This is a genomic window from Arthrobacter sp. 9V (assembly GCF_902506065.1).
Taxonomy (GTDB): domain Bacteria; phylum Actinomycetota; class Actinomycetes; order Actinomycetales; family Micrococcaceae; genus Arthrobacter.
Window position 1 is genome coordinate 4,603,323 of record NZ_LR732912.1, and the last position, 19,584, is coordinate 4,622,906.

Sequence of the window (19,584 nt, forward strand, 5' to 3'; positions counted from 1 at the left end):
CGATGTGACAATGCCCGCAGTCAGTGCCAGCATTAAGAAAATGAGCACACCTCAAACCACGGCTGAGTCCGCGAAGCCAGCGGGCGATACGTCATTCTTCGGCCACCCAAAGATGTTGGCCAGCCTCTTCTCCGTGGAAATGTGGGAGCGATTCTCCTTCTACGGCATGCAGGGAATCCTGCTCTACTACATGTACTTCACCGCCGAGCAGGGCGGTCTTTCCATTGACCAGGGTCTCGCTGCCGGTTTGGTGGGCGCGTACGGTGGTGGCGTTTACCTGTCCACGATCCTCGGCGCCTGGCTCGCCGACCGCCTCTTCGGCTCCGAGAAGGTTCTCTTCGGCTCGGCCATCATGATCATGGCCGGCCACATCGCACTGGCACTCCTGCCCGGCATTCCGGGCCTGATCGCAGGCTTGGTTCTGGTTGGCATCGGCTCCGGTGGCCTGAAAGCCAACGCCACCGCATTGGTTGGAAGCCTGTATGGCGAGAAGGATGAGCGCCGTGACGCGGGCTTCTCCATCTTCTACATGGGCATCAACATAGGCGGCCTCATTGGCCCGCTGGTCACCGGTTGGCTGCAGACGAGCTACGGCTTCCACGTAGGCTTCGGCGCAGCAGCCGTGGGCATGGCGATCGGCCTGGTCATCTACTCCTTGGGCCGCAAGAGGCTCCCCGAGGAAGCCCACCGCGTTCCCAACCCGCTCCCGGCCAAGGACCGCACCAAATACGGCCTGATCTTCCTGGCCATCCTGATCGTCATCGGCGTCCTGCTGGGCACAGGGCTCGTCAACGCGAACAACCTGGCCAGCAGCATGGCCTACGCCGCAATCGGCGCCGCAGTGATCTACCTGTTCCTGATCTTCCGTAGCCCGCTGGTTACCGGCGTGGAGCGCAAGCGCGTGATCGCCTTCATCCCTTTGTTCATCGCATCGGCCGGGTTCTGGGCACTGTTCCAGCAGCAGTTCACGTTCATTGCCGTGTACTCGCAGGAGAAGCTGGACCGCAATCTGTTCGGCTGGGAAATGCCGGCTGCCTGGGTCCAGTCCATCAACCCGGTGTTCATCATCATCTTCGCCGGCGTCATGGCTGCCCTCTGGACCAAACTGGGCTCCAAGCAGCCGAGCTCCCCGCTGAAGTTCTCTGCGGGCCTGCTGATCATGGGCCTGGCATTCCTGGCGTTCATCCCGCTGGCCGGCGAGGGCAAAACCCCGCTCCTCGCGCTTGTGGGCATCCTGTTCATGTTCACCTTGGCGGAGCTGTTCCTCTCCCCCATCGGCCTGTCCGTGAGCACCAAGCTCGCCCCGCAGGCCTTCCACACGCAGATGGTGGCGCTGTTCTTCCTGTCCGTCTCACTCGGCACCACGCTGGCCGGCATCCTCGCCGGGCTGTACAACCCCGAGGATGAACTCCCGTACTTCCTGGGAATCGGCGGCGTGGCTGTGGTCCTGGCCGTTGGCTTGGCTGCGGCATCGCCCGCTATCAAGAAGCTGATGGGCGGCGTTCGCTAGCCCCTTCGGCTGACGTCACGCACCTAACGACGGCGGCCCTTGCCTCCGGTGGGATTTCCACCTGAGGCAAGGGCCGCCGTCGTACGCGTTTCAGTAGCCGTAACGGCTGCTGTTTGAGGCGTTGATGCCGATAACAATGAAGATGATGAAGATCAGCGCCAGAACCACGCCCAAGTAGCCCATCACCAGGCCGGCGATCGCCATGCCCTTGCCGGCGGGCTCACGCTTCAGGGCGAGGTGGCCCAGGATCACGGCGGCGATCTGCGGGAGGATGAAGAACCCGAAGCCAACGTAGACGGCGATGCCACAGCACATGCTGGCAATGCTCAGGCCCTTGGGCTCGGCCTGCATGGCGTAGTAAGCGGGCTGGCCGTAGGGTGACTGCGGCTGACCGTAAGGCTGCTGGTTGAACGCCTGCTGCTGGTACGGGCTGGGCGGTTGGCCGTACGGCGAAGGGGGCTGCTGGCTGTAATCGCCCGGCGTGTACGGGTTCTGGCCGTGCGCACTCTGCTCGTACGGCGGGAGCGGCTGGGTGGCGTTCGCGCCGTGTTCAGGTGCGCCGTATCCCGGTGCGCCCTGTTCAGGCGTGCTCGACTCCGGCGCGCTGAATTGGGGAGTGCTCGACTCCGGCGCGCTGAACTGTGCGGGCGGGACGTACTGAGGCGGTTCGTAGCCTGCGGGCTTGTCCTCGTTGTCCTTTGATGGCTGGTCTGACATAGGTATCCCCCTGAATGTGGTCTTTGCTCCCAACACTACCGCCGCTGGGGGCGCCACAGAAGGCAGCGTGCGTTCCCCGCGTGTGCCCCGAATGCGAGGATCATCACATTCATGCATACGCATGGAATTTTTCCGAGGCGGACTTGGTTTTCATCCATAGCGACGTAAACAGCGCTCACTAACGAAATCTGCGGGACCTGTCCCGCAAAGGAGGAATCATGGGTAACTTCGAAGGCAAAACCGCGCTCGTCACCGGCGGAGGCTCCGGTCTCGGGGAAGCAATCAGCAAGGACCTCGCGAAGAACGGCGTCAACGTAGTCGTTGTAGACCTCAACCTGGACGCCGCCACCCGCGTTGCCGAGCAGATCACGGCCGACGGCGGCAAAGCAGTACCGTTCCAAGGCAACACAGCTGTGGCCGAGGACAGCAAGAAGGCGGTGGACTTCGCAGTGGAAACGTACGGAGCCCTCAATTACGCCGTCAACAACGCCGGCATCGGCGGCGCCAGCGCTCCTGTTGGAGAGATCGACATCGAAGACTGGGACCGCGTCATCGCCATTAACCTGAGCGGCGTTCTCTACGGAATGCGTTACCAAGTCCCGGCCATCCTTGCCGCAGGAGCATCCGAAGGCGCCATTGTGAACATGGCATCCATCCATGGCGCTGTAGCCGCACCCGGCAACGCCGCGTACACCGCCGCCAAGCACGGCGTGGTGGGCATGACCAAGAATGCTGCTGCCGAATACGGCGCGCAGGGGCTTCGCGTCAATGCTGTGGGCCCCGGCTACATTGACACTCCCTTGCTGGCCGCTGCTCCAAAGGAAGTTGTCAGCGGACTTGAAGCGAAGCACCCGCTCGGCCGACTTGGCACGGCGGAAGAGGTCGCAAACGTCACTACCTTCCTCCTGTCGGACAAGGCCAGCTTCATGACCGGCTCCTACGTACTGGTGGACGGCGGCTACACCGCCGTCTAGCTCTTTGGTATTTTTCGCTCCGCCTGCCCCTGTTGGTCCTTTTCGGATCCTGCACTTTTGAGTTCAGGGGCAGGGCGGGGCGAATCTTTTTTGCTAGCAGCCGGGGCTTAACAAGGAGTGAATCTTTGCCGGCCAGGCCGTTTTCGCCGGATTTTCCCGGCAGGACCGGCGCCATTCGGCGTCACAGGGGCCGGATCCGCGGACATTACGTGTCAGCAGAGGCCGTGGTCTGGCATGCTGGACCCCATGGCTAGCCGAGCGGGCACAGTTGCCCTTCCCCAGGACCTTGTTGACATCACAGCCCTGCTGGACGCGTACTTCGACGTGACTCCGGATGTGGGTGACCCTGCGCAACGCGTGGCGTTTGGTACGTCCGGGCACCGCGGATCCAGCTTGAAGGCGTCCTTCAACGAGCCGCATATCCTCGCGATCACGCAGGCAATCGTTGAGTACCGCGGCCGTCAGGGCATCACCGGGCCGTTGTTCATCGGGCGCGACACCCACGCCCTCAGCGAGCCGGCGCAAAACTCTGCACTGGAGGTACTTGCCGCAAATGGCGTGACCGTTCTGGTTGACGCCCGCCACGCCTATACCCCCACCCCGGCACTGAGCCACGCAATCCTTAAGTACAACCGCGAAGCCGCGCCGGGCACTCCCCAGGCGGACGGCATCGTGGTCACCCCCAGCCACAACCCGCCGGGCGACGGCGGCTTCAAATACAACCCTCCCCACGGCGGCCCGGCGGACACGGACGCCACCGGGTGGATTGCCGACCGCGCAAACCAGCTGCTGGAGAACGGCCTGCGCGGCGTCAAGCGCATGCCTTTGAATGATGCCCTTGCCGCTGACACCACCGGAAAGTTCGACTTCCTCAGCAGCTACGTGGATGACCTCCCTTCCGTGCTGAACCTCGAGGCAATCCGCAACGCAGGCGTCCGCATCGGAGCAGATCCCATGGGTGGTGCCTCTGTTGACTACTGGGGTGAAATCGGCGAGCGCCACCAGCTCAATCTCACGGTTGTAAACCCCACCGTTGATCCGCAGTGGGCTTTCATGACCCTCGACTGGGACGAGAAGATCCGTATGGATTGCTCGTCGCCGTCGGCCATGGCGTCCCTGATCAAGCGGATGGCCACTGGTGCTGACGGAACCTCCGCCTATGACATAGCTACCGGTAACGACGCCGACGCCGATCGCCACGGGATCGTGACGCCTGACGGTGGCCTCATGAACCCGAACCACTACCTCGCCGTCGCCATCGATTACCTGTACCGGAACCGCAGCGGCTGGAACCCGGAGTCCGTGGTGGGAAAGACCCTGGTGTCCTCATCGATCATCGACCGCGTTGCGGGCGGGCTTGGCCGCAAGTTGGTTGAAGTTCCTGTGGGCTTCAAGTGGTTTGTGCCCGGGCTGTTGTCCGGCGAGGGCGCGTTTGGTGGCGAAGAATCCGCCGGCGCGTCCTTCAATAAGCTTGATGGCAGCGTGTGGACCACGGACAAGGACGGCATCCTGCTCGCACTGCTTGCCTCAGAGATCACTGCCGTCACAGGGTCTTCGCCTTCACAGCTGTACAAGGGCTTGACCGATCAGTTCGGCGCACCCGTTTACGCCCGCATTGACGCCGCGGCCACCCGCGAGCAGAAGTCCAAGCTGGGCAAGCTCTCCGCTGCGGACGTCACCGCGACTTCCCTTGCCGGTGAAGAGATCACGGCCAAGCTCACCGAGGCTCCCGGCAACGGCGCTTCGATCGGTGGCCTGAAGGTTGTCACAGAGAACGCATGGTTCGCGGCACGCCCGTCCGGTACCGAGGACGTCTACAAGATCTACGCCGAGTCCTTCAAGGGCGCGGATCACCTGGCTCAGGTGCAGCAAGAGGCCAAGGCGCTGGTAGACGGCGTTATCGCCTAGCTTTCAGCTGCTCCCCTTCCTCAGGCTCTGGGCTTCCTGCGTCCAGAGCCTGAGGATACGGCGAATGCTGTGGTCACCTTCGGGCGCCATGTCCACCAGCGCTACCTGGTCAAGCACGACGACGTCTCCGGGCTTGGGCCGCTTGCCGTCGTGGTGCGAGATGTGCGGCCGATAGTTCTCAAGGATGTAGTTAGGGGTAGCAATCCTGGCTCCAACGCCCGCTGCCGCCTCCACAATTTCCTCGTGCAGCCCTTGAAGCAGGGGGTTGCGTTCGATCAGGCTCACCGGAATGGAACCGAGGTGCCCGAAACCCGCTTCTTCGCCCACCCACAGCCTGGTGCCCAGCGCACCTTTGACGGGCGCTTCGGCAAGGTTCGCCAATACATCCGCGACGTCGGCACTAACGTCAGCGCCGACGTCGAACCTTAACAGCGTGATGTGCAGCGGCCAGTCGCTGCGCGGAAAAACCAGCCCCTGCGAGACGGGCTCCGTGAAAGCCACCCAAATGAGGTTCCGCATAGGCATAGTTTGCCACTGGCCCCGCCCGCCCGGCACGAACCCCCGCTCACATCCCGGGCCGCTTTCCCGATCCCTCGCGCACATCCCGGGCGCAAATCCCGATCCCTCGCGCACATCCCGGGCGCAAATCCCGATCCCTCTCGCACCCACCATTGCCCGACACCCTCAAGGCGATTCCAACATTTGTTGTGAAACCCGAGGGATGTGCGCGAGCGCTGGCCTCAAGCCCGAGGGATGTGAAAGAGCGTTCGGCTAGTCCCGGGTGTCCAGCAGCACGCGGAGCACTTGCTCCAGGGGTTCGGTGAGTTGATCGGCCGAAGCCGAGGCCAGAGGCTGCACCTCCGTGGCCGTCCGGAGCATCACCAGCCCGAGCATCAGGGCGATGGCCAATTGGGCGCGGAGGAGAATCGGCCCGGAATGGGCGTCTTCAGCGCGCCATCCGGCTGCCGCGGCGAGCTGCTCCGTGAAGTGTTCGAGGGTCCTTCGGCGGATTGCATCGGCATTCTCATCGCCGGATGAACGCAGCAGGAGCAACAGTTGGAGCGGATCGTCGGCGTTGGGCCCTTCGACTACGTGGGTCAGAAGCCGGGCAATGACTTCGTCCACGCTGCCTGGCCGCGGCCTGATATTGGGATCGAGCTCGTCCACCGTACGGCTCATGCATGCTTCGAAGAGTCCCTCTTTGGAACCGAAATATCGGTTGATGAGGGCGACGTTGACGCCTGCATCTGCGGCGATATGCCGGACCGTGGTGGCCCGGTAGCCCTCCGTGGCGAAACGTCTGCGGGCGGCACGGACCAGCGCCCGACGGGTGACGTGCGCGTCCCGTCCCGAGCGGACCAACTCGTCCTCCGCCAAGGATGCCGCGAAGTTGAGTGTTCTTGGTTCCTGTACTTCATTGCCCACACCCCCACTCTAGCCGGACAAACCCACAAGTAAACGGTTGTTGACATAGGCAACCATCGACGCTTACAGTCAATGTAATCAATCGTTTACATGCCCGAGGAGAACCATGTCCAGCACCATTGAGCGCCCCAAGAGCGCCTCCACGCGGGGGCCGGAGGCTCACCGCAAACGTGGCTCGGCCATCATCGCCTACCTTTCCCTGGGAGGTCTTTCCTTCGCCGTCCTCCAGTCCTTGGTTGCGCCGGCGTTGGGGACCATCGGAAAGGACCTGGGCGTTTCAACCAGCGATGCGAGCTGGGTGCTCACGGCTTATCTGCTCTCCGCTTCGGTGCTCACACCCATCCTTGGACGCTTGGGCGACATGGTGGGTAAGCGCAAGGTCCTGATCGTTGTTCTCTCGCTGCTTTTGGCAGGCGCAGTTCTCGCCGCCATCGCCCCCAACCTGACGGTGCTGATCATTGGGCGTGTTCTTCAAGGGGCGGCAGGTGCAGTGATGCCGCTTTCCATCGGGATTGTCCGCGATGAACTTCCCAAGGAGCGTGTCAGCGTCACCATCGGCCTGCTGTCCGCGATCTTCGGCATCGGCGCCGGCGTCGGGATTGTCGCAGCCGGTCCTATCGTTGAGGCCCTATCTTGGCACTGGCTGTTTTGGTTGCCCGCAGGCCTTGTGCTCATTGCCCTCCTCGGAGCGATTTTCGGGATGCCCGAATCACCCGTCAAAACCCCTGGCAAACTGGATCTCCTCGGCACCGGCATCCTCTCCGTGGGCCTGGTGGCCGTGCTGCTCGCCATCAGCGAGGGGCAGACGTGGGGTTGGAGCGATGTGAAGACGCTGAGCCTACTCATTGGTGGCGGTATCGCCTTGATCGCCTTTGTCCTGGTGGAATTGCGGGTGGCAGAACCGCTGATCGATGTCCGGCTGTTCCGCAACCGGGGCGTGTGGACCGCGCACATCGTGGCGCTGGCCTTCGGATTCGCCATGTTTGGCACGTTCGTCCTGGTTCCCACGATTCTTCAGCTACCCACGGTCCTTGGCTACGGCTTCGGCAAAACCGTCAGCGAGGCAGGTCTCTATCTGCTTCCCACCGTCGTCGCCATGGTCATCTCCGGTGTCATCGCAGGTGCCCTCATCCGCAAGGTGGGACCTAAAATTCCCATGATCCTTGGTGCAGTGGCCGTCACTTTCGCCTTCGTCATTCCGGCACTGGGACATGGTGAGGAATGGCAGATTGTTCTCTCAGGAATCCTCACTGGCATTGGCATCGGAATGGCTCTCGCGGCAACATCAAACGCAATTGTTGAAAGTGTTCCGGCGACGCAGACCGGCGAGGCCATCAGCGCCAACACAGTGCTGCGGACCATCGGCAGCAGCATTGGCACGGCAGTCATCGCAGCACTCATTTCCTCCAACATCACCCCGCAGGGCGCACCTGCGGACGATGCCTTCACCATGGGCTTCTGGGTCTCGGCAGGAGTTGGCGTGCTGGCCCTCCTCGCAGCCTTGGTGGTGCCGTCTCGTGTCCAGCGCCGCCGGAATGCTGAAGCTGCGGGCATCGATGACTTCGACGAAGCTTCCTAAAGACCGGTGAATGCAAAATGCCCGCTCACAGGATCGTGAGCGGGCATTTTTGCTGAGAAAACTTAGACGGTGCGAACAACGTCGTCGTAGGCGAACTTGGGTTTGGCTTCGCCCCAGGCGTCCGGGCCTGGCTGTCCGATGTTGACCACCAGGAAGCTCTTCTGATCGCCGGCGGGGAAGAATGCGGCGTCGATTGCGGAGAAGTCGGCACCGGTCATCGGGCCGGCGGCGAAACCGAGCGAGCGAACGGCCAGGATGAAATAGCCGGCCTGCAAATGAGCGTTGTTGTTGCCCGTAGCAGCGGCGAAAGCGGGGTCGGCGTCGTACATGGCCTTGGGCGCGCCGTAGGCGGGGAGGAACTTGTCCCACTGACCCTGCCAGTCGGTGTCGTAGGAGAGGATGGCTACCAGCGGCGCGGAAGCGGTCTTGGCCTTGTTGCCGTTGGAGAGCGTGTCCACCAGCTTGGCGCGGGCTTCGTCCGAGCGGACGTAGGTCACGCGGAGCGGCTGGGAGTTGAACGCGGTGGGGCCGAACTTGGTGAGCTCGTAGATGGCTCGTGCCTGCTCGTCGGTGACTTCACCGGCGAAGCTGTTGGCGGTGCGGGCTTCGGCAAAAATGGCGTCGACTGCTGCGGCGTCAATGACTGCTTCTTCGTGGGCGATCGTCATTTGGTGAACCTTTCGCTTGGCCTGACCCTGAGCCGGCCGGGCACTTCTGCTTTCCATGGTTGCAACTTCAACTTCCCTTGTCCTCTTCCCATGACGGCCCGTGACGTTGGGCACAGCGCAAAAGTCGGTAGCATCATGCATACGAGCTGCCACCCGTGTTGGGGACATTCAGCCGTGGGATTGACGACACCAGAAGGGGCCTGATGCCTACCTTTCCCTTAGCGGCCCGTCAGCGGGCGCTGGCTGTTCTTGTCATGCTTTTGATGATGTTCCTGATGCCAAGCGGTCAGGCTCGGGCCTCGGCTCAGACCCGGGGTTCCGTGCAGCAGCAGCCGGGCGTCGAGGATTCCGGAACACGTTTCTTTGGTGCTTTGTTGGACTGGGACAAGGATTCAGCAGCCGATTACGCCCAGCGGCTCGGTGAGCCGGCGGCCCTCTACGGCCAGAACGTGTCCATGCCTTTGGACGATGGCGGCCGGGAATACTTGAAGGGCTATTTCTCCCAGGTCGCAGACCAAGGCTCGCACGCATTGCTTACGGTCCGCCCCGGGATCGACCTGAAGGACATCGACGACGACGTCGCGTCCGCTTTTGCCCGTCAAATCACGACGGCGGCGGCCGCCTTCCGAGGGAAAGTGTTCGTCCGCTTCGCACCGGAAATGAACGCTCCGTGGGTCAGCTGGGGGCAGCAGCCTGAGGCTTACCGGGCTGCCTTTGACAAGGTTGCGGCAGCGCTCAGGGCTACCCTGCCGGATCCGGTGATGGTGTGGTCTCCCACAGCTGAGAAAGATTACCCCTTCCAGGTAGCAACGTCCGCCCCTCCCAAGGGTGTGCCCCTCACCTCGCTTGACACCAGCGGGAACGGCATGTGGGATCAGGATGATTCCGCGTTCGAGCCCTACTATCCGGGCGATGATGTGGTGGACTGGGTTGGCCTGTCCGTTTATCACGACACCACCGGCTCCGGTGCGGCCAACAACACCCAGCCCGCGGCGGGAGAGTTCAATGACGCGCTGCATGGGTCCGGCAGCAGAAACTCCGGTGAGGCCGGAACCGACAATTTTTACAACATCTACGCCCAGGCCCGCAACAAGCCGCTCTTGGTGGAGAGCGGTGCCTTCTTCTCACCCGGAGCCGGTGGCGCCGGCGAGCTCGACGTCAAGCAAACGTGGTGGCACCAGGTGTTCGCCTCGGTAGCCGAGCCCGGTAACGGGGCTGTCCGGGCAGTGGTTTGGAATGAAACCACGGATGTGCGGGAACCGGGGCGGGTGCCCATCGACTGGAGGGCCACGGCGGAGCCCTCACTGGCAGACCCCTTCCGAACCTCGTTGGACACCTCAGGCCTCACCCTTGGTCCCGTTACTGAGAAGGGCTTGGAGGACGTGCCCGGTCTTGAAGCTCCACAGCCGAAGAAGGGGACCGTCATTCAGGGCTGGGCCGCGTGGGCTTCAGCCGGCTCTGTGCTGGTTGCTGTTGCGGCGTTGTGGCTGTTGTCCTCCCGGGCCTTCGCCAGCAAGTGGTCCTACACCGGCACGGGCAAGCGGGACGCGCGGATCGACATGCTCCGCGGGCTCGCCATCGTATTTGTTGTGGTCAACCATGTGGGCATCAACTCAGTGTTTCAACTACTTAGCCAAGAGACCATAGGAGTAGTCTCCGGGGCGGAACTGTTCGTGATGCTCTCCGGAGTGGTCCTGGGAATGGTTTACGGACCACGGATCGCTACTAACCTTGGCGACGTTGTGGATGGGACCACTAAACGCGCCTGGAAGTTGTACTTCACGGCCCTGGCCGTGGTCCTGATCGTTTACGGCCTGAGCCTGCTTCCCTTCATCAATGCCGCAGCGGTCACAACCTTTACCGATCAAGGAACCGGCGGGGCAGGACGCGCAGCTGCGGGCACAACGTATGACCTCTACGCCGGGATGGAGGGGCTGCTGCAGTTCCCGGTCCCGCAAGGTCTCATTCCGGCTCTCCTCTTGCTGCAAGTTGGGCCGTGGCAGTTCAACATCATGGGGCTTTACGTGGTCCTGCTGCTCATCAGCCCGCTGATCCTTGTGGCGCTTTCCCGTGGTTTTACGTGGCTGGTCCTCATGCTCAGTGTTGGCCTCTACATTGCAGGCTCAGTCTTCCGCTTCCGCCTGCTGCCCTCACAGTTTGAGGACTCGTTCCCGCTTCTCGTATGGCAGTTCCTGTTCGTTGCGGGGATGACCGCAGGGTTTTATCGGCGTCAGATCATTGAGTGGTTCGGTGACCCACGGCGACGCCTCCTGCTTGGAGCGTGTATTTTCCTGGCAGCAGCTTGTGCCCTTTTCTCTTGGAGCGGTCCCTATCTGACCAACCAGTTGGACGTTCGTCTCGCGCTGATCCCCGAGGCAACCTTCAGGTACGTTTACGACACCTTCTTCAGCCGGACCTACCTCGGCCCGGGGCGGGTACTGAATGTCTTCCTCATCACCATCGCCTTGTACGCATTGTTGAGTGCCTTCTGGAAGCCGTTGTCACGTGCTGTCGGCTGGTTCTTCATTCCTCTGGGCCAGGCCACGCTCTACGTGTTCATCATGCACGTGTTCTTCATTGTGGCCATTGCCAACATCCCTGCCCTGCGGGATGGAAACCTCTGGCTGAACACTGCCGTGTACATCGCGCTGCTCGCCACCCTGTGGGTGATGGTCAAAACCGAGTTCCTGTTCAAACTGGTCCCGCGGTAAGCCTCCTCTACGGACGCATGCGGGCGGGCATTTGGCGGTAATGTTGCACCGAATCCCAAAACTCTTCTGAGGAAGGCCCCGCCATGAGCATGCTCGGCATCAAATGGAAGCTCCACGGCAACGGCAAGTCCATTCGCCCCGGCCACGTGGTGGCTCCCGACGAGCGGCTCGCCTGGCCCCTGACCATCGGCATCGGCATGCAACACGTGGTTGCCATGTTCGGCGCCACGTTCCTGGTCCCCATCATCACGGGCATGCCCCCGGCAACCACCCTGCTCTTCTCGGGTATCGGCACACTGCTCTTCCTGGTGATCACCAAGGGCCGTGTGCCCAGTTACCTGGGTTCGAGCTTCGCGTTCATCGCCCCCATTATGGCATCGCAGCAGCAGTACGGCGTCAGTGGCGCCTTAGGCGGCGTGGTGCTTGCCGGCGTCGTACTGGCGCTTATTGGTGCGGTAGTACAGAAGTTTGGCGCCGAGTGGATCAACCGGCTGATGCCGCCAATCGTCACCGGCGCCATTGTGGCGCTGATCGGCCTGAACCTCGCGCCGGCCGCGAAGAACAACTTCGACGCCGCCCCCGTCACCGCGCTGATCACGCTGGTGACCATCATCCTGGTCTCAGTTCTGTTCCGCGGAATCCTCGGACGACTGAGCATCCTGGTAGGGGTTGTGGTGGGGTATCTCGTGGCCATGATGCGAGGTGAAGTGTCCTACGAGAAGATGGACGCCGCCGCGTGGATTGGGCTGCCGCTGTTCCAAACACCTGAATTCCACATCGGCGTGGTGGGCCTGTTCGTGCCAGTGGTGCTGGTTCTGGTGGCTGAGAACGTGGGGCACGTGAAGTCGGTGGCCGCCATGACCGGCCAGAACCTCGACGCCGTCTCCGGCCGCGCGCTGATGGCCGACGGCGCCGCGACGGTTCTTGCCGGCTTCGGCGGCGGTTCCGGCACCACCACTTATGCCGAGAACATCGGCGTCATGGCCGCCACCAAGGTCTACTCGACGGCGGCCTACTGGGTGGCCGGCATGTTCGCCATCCTGCTGAGCTTCTCCCCGAAATTCGGCGAACTGATTGCCACCGTCCCGGCCGGCGTGCTGGGCGGCGCAGCAACCATGCTGTACGGCATGATCGGTGTGCTCGGCGTGAAGATCTGGGTGCAAAACAAGGTCAACTTCTCCAACCCGATCAACCTGACCACCGCTGCTGTTGCCCTGATCATCGGCATCGCTGACTACACGTGGACCATTGGCGAGCTGAAGTTCACGGGCATCGCTCTTGGTTCCGCTGCGGCACTGGTGATCTACCACGGCATGAAGGGGCTGGCTCGCTGGCGCGGGACCGTCGCTGAGCCGGAAACCGAGACGGCGGGGCTGCCGCCTGCAATGAAGTCGGCCATGAACGCTGCGGCTAAGCGGGGCGGGAAGAAGGGGAAGTAGGGGCTGCCTCAATGCCGGAAAGGGCGGGAATCGCAAGACGATGCGCCACTTCCGCTGCAATCATCACTGGCTGCTCCCGTATTTGGCGTCGAAGCGGCTCATGAACGCGGCCATGGCGTCGCGGGCTACCGGTTCAAGCGGCCGGTACGTCTTGGTCCCGTTTGCCTCAGTCCACCCGGTGCTGATGCCTTGGCTGGCAAGCCACGTAATCTGCTTGTAGAACGGGTTAGTAATGGCAACATCCGTAAACGGTGATTCCGCTGGCGCCGTGTAAGCGGGCGAACCGGCCAGTCGATACATGAACGCGGCCATGGCGTCGCGGGCTACCGGTTCAAGCGGCCGGTACGTCTTGGTCCCGTTTGCCTCAGTCCACCCCGTGCTGATGCCCTGGCTGGCAAGCCACGTGATGTGTTTGTAGAACGGGTTAGTGGTGGCAACATCCGTAAACGGCGACTTCGTGGGAGCGTTGAATTCCGGACTGCCTTCCAAGCGATACAGGAAAGCGGCCATTGCGTCGCGGGCAACTGGGGCCAGGGGCCGGTAGGTCCTGGCTCCGTTGGCCTCGGTCCATCCTGTTGAAATGCCACGGGACCCGAGCCAATTGACTTCGGTGGTGAACTGTCCGCCGGTTATGTCGGAAAAGATGGGGCCCGGGTTGGCGGCGAAGGCTGCCAACTGCTGGACCGTTCCGTTGAAAACATTCTGGTCACCCGGGAACACACCGGAATCGGCGTGCTGCCACAGGGTGTACGCCTTCCAACCAGCGGGCAGCACTCCGGGCGTGGCTGACCACCTTGCGATGTGCAAAGGGTGGTTGCCGAATCCATCGGCCATACCCGTGCACCCGTTCCACCAGTCGGTGCTGGTGTAGATGGCAGGAAGACGGCCGGTTCGCGACAGGATGGTGGTGGAGAAGTCGGAGATCCACCAAACCATCTCAGCAGGGGTCATTCCGTAGCAAGCGCTGCCATACGGGTTGTATTCCAGGTCCAGCAAAGCAGGCAGTGTTTTGCCGTCCGGTGACCAGGCTGCGCCGCTCTTGAGGAAGTAGTTGGCTTGAGCTGCACCGGACGACGCGTTGGGGAGTGCGAAATGGTAAGCGCCGCGCAGCATTCCCGCAGAAGCGGCTCCGGCGTATTGGTCGGCGAAGTATGGATTGCTGTATTCAGTCCCCTCGCTGGCTTTGACGTACGCAAACTTGGCCCCGTTGGCCGCGGCCTTGGTCCAGTCCACCACCCCTTGGTGGCTACTGACGTCCATACCGGGCACACCAGGCATGGACGAAGCGGACTGTATGGCCTGCGTGGAGAACATTTGGTCTGCGCTTTCATGACCACGAATTGTGGATCCCATGGCGTGGTCGTTCCGGACTACGGGCGATTCTTCGGACGCGTTGGCCGTCCCTGCCCCTGCCCCTGCAGCGAGAGCCACGCTGGTGAGCAAACCAGCCAGGGCTTTTGCGCCGGAGAACCCGCTTCCCGGCGGTCTGCCTGAGGTTTTCAATAAACGTGAGCAGCTGGACAGGGAGAACTTCATTCGACAATTCCTTCGGGGGTGCGGGAGGAACCGGCGCCCCCACGTCATCCAGCACAGCCTACTATCCCGGAGCTCCGCCCATCTTCTTGAGCGCTGGCATAGCCGGGGATCCGGGCAGACTTCTGATGACACAAATCGAATCGCCAGAGAGCGCTCTCTTGACGCACGTGACTTGCAGCACATACTGTGGTCCCACATCCCAGAGAGCGCTCTCTCGCCATTGGCGTACGGTCGCTCGAACACACAAAGGAGTGATCGTGGAGTTTTCGCGACTAAGGAAATTCACTGCCCTGGCGGGCGTAGCCTCACTGGCCCTCGTGGCCGCAGGCTGCAGCGGCGGGGGCGGCGACAAGGCGGCGAGCGCCGACAACCCCGTCACACTGACCGTGACCACTTTCGGCACTTTCGGATACGACGACCTGTATGCCGAATATGAGAAGCAGAACCCCGGCGTCACTATCGAGGCCACCAATATTGACCGCGGCTCCAACGCCCGGACGGATGCCTTTACCAAGCTGGCAGCAGGTTCCGGACTCAGCGACGTGACGGCTATCGAGGAAGGCTGGCTCGGCTCCATCATGGAGGTCTCGGACCAGTTTGTGGACCTCAAGGAGTACGGCGCCGAGGACATCAAGGGCAACTGGGTGGACTGGAAGTTCAAGCAGGGCACGGACCCCAACGGCCGCGTGATTGGTTACGGCACGGACATCGGGCCGCAGGCCTTGTGCTTCAATGGCAAGCTCTTTGAAGCTGCCGGCCTGCCGAGTGATCGTGAGAAAGTGGCGGAACTTTTCGGCGGCAAGGACGGAAGCTGGGAAACGTACTTCAAGCTGGGCCGCCAGTACAAAGAGGCAACGGGCAAGGCCTGGTATGACCAGTCCGGCTTTGTGTGGAACTCCATGGTCAACCAGATGGATGAGGGTTACTACACCAAGGACGGCAAGCTGAACGTCGAGGGCAACAAGGAAATGCGGGCTAAGTTCGACATGCTCGCTGCCGGCACCGCCGATGGCCTGTCCGCCAACCAGACCCAGTTCGATTGGGGTAACGGCAAGGCATTCGTGGACGGTTCCTTCGCCACGCACGTTTGCCCTGCGTGGATGCTCGGCACCATCAAGGGCCAGCTCGAGTCAGCAGGTGGCGGAGCAGCAAGTGGCTGGGATGTTGCAGACGTTTTCCCGGGCGGTGCTTCCAACTGGGGCGGTGCTTTCCTCTCAGTTCCCAAGACCTCCAAGCACCCCGCTGAAGCGGCCAAGCTGGCAGCATGGCTGACCGCACCTGAGCAGCAGATCAAGCAGTCCGCTGCGGCGAACAACTTCCCCAGCACCCTCGAAGCACAGGCAAAGATCGTTGAAGCAGCCAAGCCGAACGAACTCTTCAACAATGCTCCCTATGGCGCCATCTTTGAATCACGCGCTGAGGGTGTCATTGCCCAGTTCAAGGGTCCGGATGACTCCGTAATCCAGGAGAACGTCTTCGGCCCCGCCCTCAAGATGCTCGACTCGGGCAAGGGCACCGCCGATGAAGCGTGGAATGAAGCCGTCAAGCTCCTCAACGACCTCGTGGTCAACAACTAGCAGCACCCGGCCGTGGGGCCTCCGGGAAACCGGAGGCCCCCTCACAGAGTCTGAGACCCGACCATGACCACCACCTTGAACCGCCCGGCAGCCGGCAGAACGGCCGCCACCAAGCCAAAACCCACCTTCCGCCAACGCCTGAACGTCTTCGATATGAAGGCGTCCCCGTACTTCTACATTGCCCCGTTTTTCATCCTGTTTGCCCTGGTGGGCCTCTTCCCCCTGGGCTACACATTCTTCGTCTCCCTCTTCGACTGGCACCTGCTCAAAGGCCAGGGCGACTTCGTGGGATTCCAAAACTTTGTTGAGGTCTTGCAGGACAGGTTCTTCTGGAACTCCCTGTTCAACACCGTCAGCATCTTCCTGATCTCCACCATTCCCCAGCTGATCATGGCCACCATCATCGCTGCGGTGCTGGACCAGAACCTCCGCGCCAAGACCTTCTGGCGCATGAGCATCCTGCTCCCCTACGTTGTGACTCCCGTGGCTGTTGCCATGATCTTCACCAACATGTTCGGCGAGCAATACGGGCTGATCAACAACATCCTGTCCAGTTTCGGCATCGATCCCATCATGTGGAAGAACGACACCCTTCCCAGCCACATCGCAATCGCCACCATGGTGAACTGGCGCTGGACCGGCTACAACGCGCTGATCCTCCTGGCCGCCATGCAGTCGGTACCGCGCGATATTTATGAGTCCGCGGCAATCGACGGCGCCGGCTCGGTCCGCCGGTTCTTCAGCATCACGCTGCCCAGCATCCGGCCCACCATGGTGTTTGTTATTGTCACAGCCACCATCGGCGGGCTCCAGATCTTCACCGAGCCAAGGCTCTTCGATCCCGTGGCGGCCGGCGGAACGGCACGCCAGTTCCAGACCACCGTGCTGTACCTGTGGGAGATGGCGTTCCAGCGGCAGAACTTCGGCAAGGCCTCCACCATTGCCTGGCTCCTGTTCCTGATCATCCTGCTCTTCGGCATCGTGAACTGGCTGATTTCCCGCCGCATCGCCACCAATGGCGACGATCGCGGAGCAGCCAGCCGCCGCCGTCGTAAGCGTTCCGCTGCGCACACAAAAGCCGACGACGCCGGACTCAGCGCCCAGGCGGTAGCGGCACCAGCAGCGGCACCAGACTCGACCCCGAGGAGCGGGAAATGACCCTCACACAAAACCGGCCACAAACCCCGGCCAAGCAGCAGACCTCCCGAGCCCTGGCCACCCGCAAAGCCCTCTTTGGCAACGGCCGCCGGCCCGGCTTCCTCACCTACGGGTTGCTGCTGGCGTTCTTCCTGGCCTCGGCCTATCCGTTGTGGTGGTCCGTGATCATCGGTAGCCGCTCCAACGAAGCGCTCGGGGAAACCTGGCCGCCGCTGTCTCCGGGCGGCAATTTCTGGACCAACGTTGGGGAAGTTTTTGATACCGTCCCGTTCTGGCTGGCGCTCGGCAACAGCGTCCTGATCTCGGGCATCATCACCATCTCCGTGGTGGGGTTCTCCACTTTGGCCGGATATGCGTTCGCCAAGCTGCGCTTCCGGGGCCGGAACTGGCTGATGGTGGCCGTGATCGCCACCATGGCCATCCCCACCCAACTGGGCATCATTCCTTTGTTCATGCTGATGCGCACGCTGGGATGGACAGGTGAGATCGGCGCCGTCGTGATTCCTACTCTTGTCACAGCGTTTGGTGTCTTCTTCATGCGGCAGTATTTGGTGGATGTGATCCCGGACGAGCTGATCGAGTCGGCTCGCATGGACGGCGCATCCATGATCTCCACGTTCTGGCATGTGGCGCTGCCCGCGGCGCGTCCGGCCATGGCAATCCTGGGCTTGTTCACGTTCATGACGGCGTGGACTGATTTCCTCTGGCCCCTGCTGGTGCTCGACGCCGGCAACCCCACCTTGCAGACGGCGCTCAGCCAACTGCAGTCGGCCCGGTACGTGGACTACTCAATTGTCCTGGCCGGCGCCGTCATGGCAACACTTCCGCTGCTGGCCCTCTTCGTCCTGGCGGGACGTCAACTCATTTCCGGAATCATGCAAGGAGCAGTGAAGGGCTAATGCCATTCGAAGCAACAACCCACCCCGCGATCACCCCCTTTAACAGGGTGTGGCCCAAGGGCTTCCTCTGGGGCTCGGCTACCGCCGCAGCCCAAGTGGAAGGCGCCAGCCACGAAGGCGGCAAGGAAGACTCCGTGTGGGATGCTTTCGCCCGTATCCCGGGCGCCATAGCCAACGGCGAGACGCTGAAGGACGCGGTGCAGCACTATCACCGCATGCCACAGGACGTCAGGATCATGAAAGAGCTGGGCTTGGATTCCTACCGGTTCTCCACCAGTTGGTCCCGCGTCCGGCCTGGTGGCCGGGCCGCGAACGCCGAAGGCTTGGACTTCTACTCCCGCCTTGTGGATGAACTGCTCGACGCCGGCATCCTCCCTTGGTTGACCCTTTACCACTGGGACCTGCCGCAGGCGCTGGAGGAGAAGGGCGGCTGGGCCAACCGGGACACCGCCTACCGCTTTGTGGACTACGCGAACGACGTCTATTCGGCGCTGGGCGACCGTGTTCAGCACTGGACCACGTTCAACGAACCCTTCTGCTCGTCACTTCTTGGCTACGCGGCCGGCGTGCATGCCCCCGGCCGTCAGGAACCCGAGGCTGCCGTCGCGGCAATCCATCACCAGCACCTCGCCCACGGACTGGTGGTCAACGAGCTGCGGAGCCGCGGCGCCCGGCAGTTGGGGATCACACTCAACCTCAGCAATTCCATCCCGCGGGATCCTTCCGATCCTGTGGACCTTGATGCCGCCCGCCGCTTTGATTCGCTGCAGAACAGGATCTTCCTCGATCCGATCCTCCGCGGCGCTTACCCTGAGGACACGCTCAACGACCTCGAGCAGTTCGGCATCCGGGACGTCATCAAGCCCGGCGACCTGGACATCATTGGGACTCCCATCGATTTCCTGGGCGTCAACCACTATCACGATGACCTGATCAGCGGTCACCCCGTTGCTGAACACGGCGACGGCCACTCTGGCGGCGCAACCCGCCCGACGTCGTCGTGCTGGATCGGTTCCGAGGACATCGCGTTCCCAAGCCGTGGGCTGCCCCGCACCGCCATGAACTGGGAGGTCAACCCGGATGGGCTAAGGAAGTTGCTGGTGCGCCTTGGTGAGGAATATGCCACGCTGCCGCCGCTCTACATCACGGAAAACGGTGCGGCTTACGACGACACTGTCAGTCCGGACGGCGCCGTCCACGACGCCGAGCGAACCCAGTTCGTCCTGGACCACATCACGGCAGTCGGTGAGGCATTGGACCAAGGTGCGGACGTCCGGGGCTACTTCGTTTGGTCCCTCCTGGACAACTTTGAATGGTCCTGGGGCTATGGCAAGCGCTTCGGAGTGGTTCGCGTGGATTACAGCACCTTTGAGCGCACGGTAAAGGACAGCGGACTGGCATATTCCCGGGTCATCGCCTCGGCCAAGGCATCGGCCGACGCCACAGTGAACGCCTAAAGTAGCCTTCAGAGGCATACTTTTTC

Annotated in this window: 15 protein-coding genes; 10 read left to right on the forward strand and 5 right to left on the reverse strand. The window is 62.2% G+C overall.

Annotation, left to right across the window (positions count from 1 at the left end; genetic code table 11):
- Positions 1-10 precede the first annotated feature (10 nt).
- Positions 11-1,510 carry a peptide MFS transporter gene (locus tag BACI9J_RS21195; protein ID WP_159736103.1) on the forward strand — a complete coding sequence of 500 codons (1,500 nt, stop codon included), beginning with the start codon at positions 11-13 and terminating at the stop codon, positions 1,508-1,510.
- A gap of 90 nt (positions 1,511-1,600) precedes the next feature.
- On the opposite strand, the gene BACI9J_RS21200 is transcribed toward BACI9J_RS21195, so the two are convergent.
- The gene (locus BACI9J_RS21200; RefSeq protein WP_159736104.1) at positions 1,601-2,227 is read right to left on the reverse strand and encodes a DUF4190 domain-containing protein; all 627 of its coding nucleotides are present in this window, start codon (positions 2,225-2,227) and stop codon (positions 1,601-1,603) included.
- Between the two features lie 218 nt (positions 2,228-2,445).
- Between BACI9J_RS21200 and BACI9J_RS21205 the strand changes: the two genes are divergently transcribed.
- Together BACI9J_RS21205 and pgm are read left to right on the forward strand one after the other, a co-directional pair.
- Entirely contained in the window at positions 2,446-3,201 is a 756-nt protein-coding gene (locus tag BACI9J_RS21205; RefSeq protein ID WP_159736105.1) for an SDR family NAD(P)-dependent oxidoreductase, read from the forward strand.
- Positions 3,202-3,447: 246 nt separating this feature from the next.
- Positions 3,448-5,109 (forward strand): phosphoglucomutase (alpha-D-glucose-1,6-bisphosphate-dependent), encoded by a 1,662-nt coding sequence (gene pgm / locus BACI9J_RS21210; RefSeq protein ID WP_236558804.1) that lies wholly within the window; start codon positions 3,448-3,450, stop codon positions 5,107-5,109.
- A gap of 3 nt (positions 5,110-5,112) precedes the next feature.
- Here pgm and BACI9J_RS21215 read toward each other — a convergent pair whose 3' ends face one another.
- Positions 5,113-5,628: a 2'-5' RNA ligase family protein gene (locus tag BACI9J_RS21215; RefSeq protein ID WP_159736107.1), complete on the reverse strand. Its 516-nt coding sequence runs from the start codon at positions 5,626-5,628 to the stop codon at positions 5,113-5,115.
- 252 nt (positions 5,629-5,880) lie between these two features.
- Positions 5,881-6,534: a TetR/AcrR family transcriptional regulator gene (locus BACI9J_RS21220; RefSeq protein ID WP_201296637.1), complete on the reverse strand. Its 654-nt coding sequence runs from the start codon at positions 6,532-6,534 to the stop codon at positions 5,881-5,883.
- 106 nt (positions 6,535-6,640) lie between these two features.
- Between BACI9J_RS21220 and BACI9J_RS21225 the strand changes: the two genes are divergently transcribed.
- Positions 6,641-8,113: an MFS transporter gene (locus BACI9J_RS21225; RefSeq protein ID WP_159736108.1), complete on the forward strand. Its 1,473-nt coding sequence runs from the start codon at positions 6,641-6,643 to the stop codon at positions 8,111-8,113.
- Between the two features lie 62 nt (positions 8,114-8,175).
- Here BACI9J_RS21225 and BACI9J_RS21230 read toward each other — a convergent pair whose 3' ends face one another.
- Complete coding sequence (locus tag BACI9J_RS21230; RefSeq protein WP_159736109.1) at positions 8,176-8,781, reverse strand: malonic semialdehyde reductase; 606 nt, start codon at positions 8,779-8,781, stop codon at positions 8,176-8,178.
- A gap of 203 nt (positions 8,782-8,984) precedes the next feature.
- Here BACI9J_RS21230 and opgC point away from each other — a divergent pair, with 203 nt between their 5' ends.
- Positions 8,985-11,492, forward strand: coding sequence for an OpgC domain-containing protein (gene opgC / locus BACI9J_RS21235; protein ID WP_159736110.1), 2,508 nt, complete (start codon positions 8,985-8,987; stop codon positions 11,490-11,492).
- A gap of 83 nt (positions 11,493-11,575) precedes the next feature.
- Positions 11,576-12,931, forward strand: a complete 1,356-nt coding sequence (locus BACI9J_RS21240) for a uracil-xanthine permease family protein (RefSeq protein WP_159736111.1) — start codon at positions 11,576-11,578, stop codon at positions 12,929-12,931.
- Between the two features lie 63 nt (positions 12,932-12,994).
- Here the strand turns inward: BACI9J_RS21240 and BACI9J_RS21245 are convergent, their stop codons facing one another.
- Positions 12,995-14,467, reverse strand: coding sequence for a GH25 family lysozyme (locus BACI9J_RS21245; RefSeq protein ID WP_159736112.1), 1,473 nt, complete (start codon positions 14,465-14,467; stop codon positions 12,995-12,997).
- A gap of 257 nt (positions 14,468-14,724) precedes the next feature.
- On the opposite strand from BACI9J_RS21245, the gene BACI9J_RS21250 reads away from it, so the two are divergent.
- The 4 genes from BACI9J_RS21250 (at position 14,725) to BACI9J_RS21265 (ending at position 19,558) form a co-directional block, all read left to right on the forward strand.
- Complete coding sequence (locus tag BACI9J_RS21250) at positions 14,725-16,044, forward strand: ABC transporter substrate-binding protein (RefSeq protein ID WP_159736113.1); 1,320 nt, start codon at positions 14,725-14,727, stop codon at positions 16,042-16,044.
- A gap of 63 nt (positions 16,045-16,107) precedes the next feature.
- Positions 16,108-17,202 (forward strand): carbohydrate ABC transporter permease, encoded by a 1,095-nt coding sequence (locus tag BACI9J_RS21255; protein WP_159736114.1) that lies wholly within the window; start codon positions 16,108-16,110, stop codon positions 17,200-17,202.
- Positions 17,199-18,101 carry a carbohydrate ABC transporter permease gene (locus tag BACI9J_RS21260; protein ID WP_159736115.1) on the forward strand — a complete coding sequence of 301 codons (903 nt, stop codon included), beginning with the start codon at positions 17,199-17,201 and terminating at the stop codon, positions 18,099-18,101. The genes BACI9J_RS21255 and BACI9J_RS21260 overlap by 4 nt, the downstream gene beginning before the upstream one ends.
- The gene (locus tag BACI9J_RS21265) at positions 18,101-19,558 is read left to right on the forward strand and encodes a GH1 family beta-glucosidase (protein ID WP_159736116.1); all 1,458 of its coding nucleotides are present in this window, start codon (positions 18,101-18,103) and stop codon (positions 19,556-19,558) included. Before BACI9J_RS21260 ends, BACI9J_RS21265 begins: the two co-directional genes overlap by 1 nt.
- The last annotated feature ends 26 nt before the right edge of the window (positions 19,559-19,584 follow it).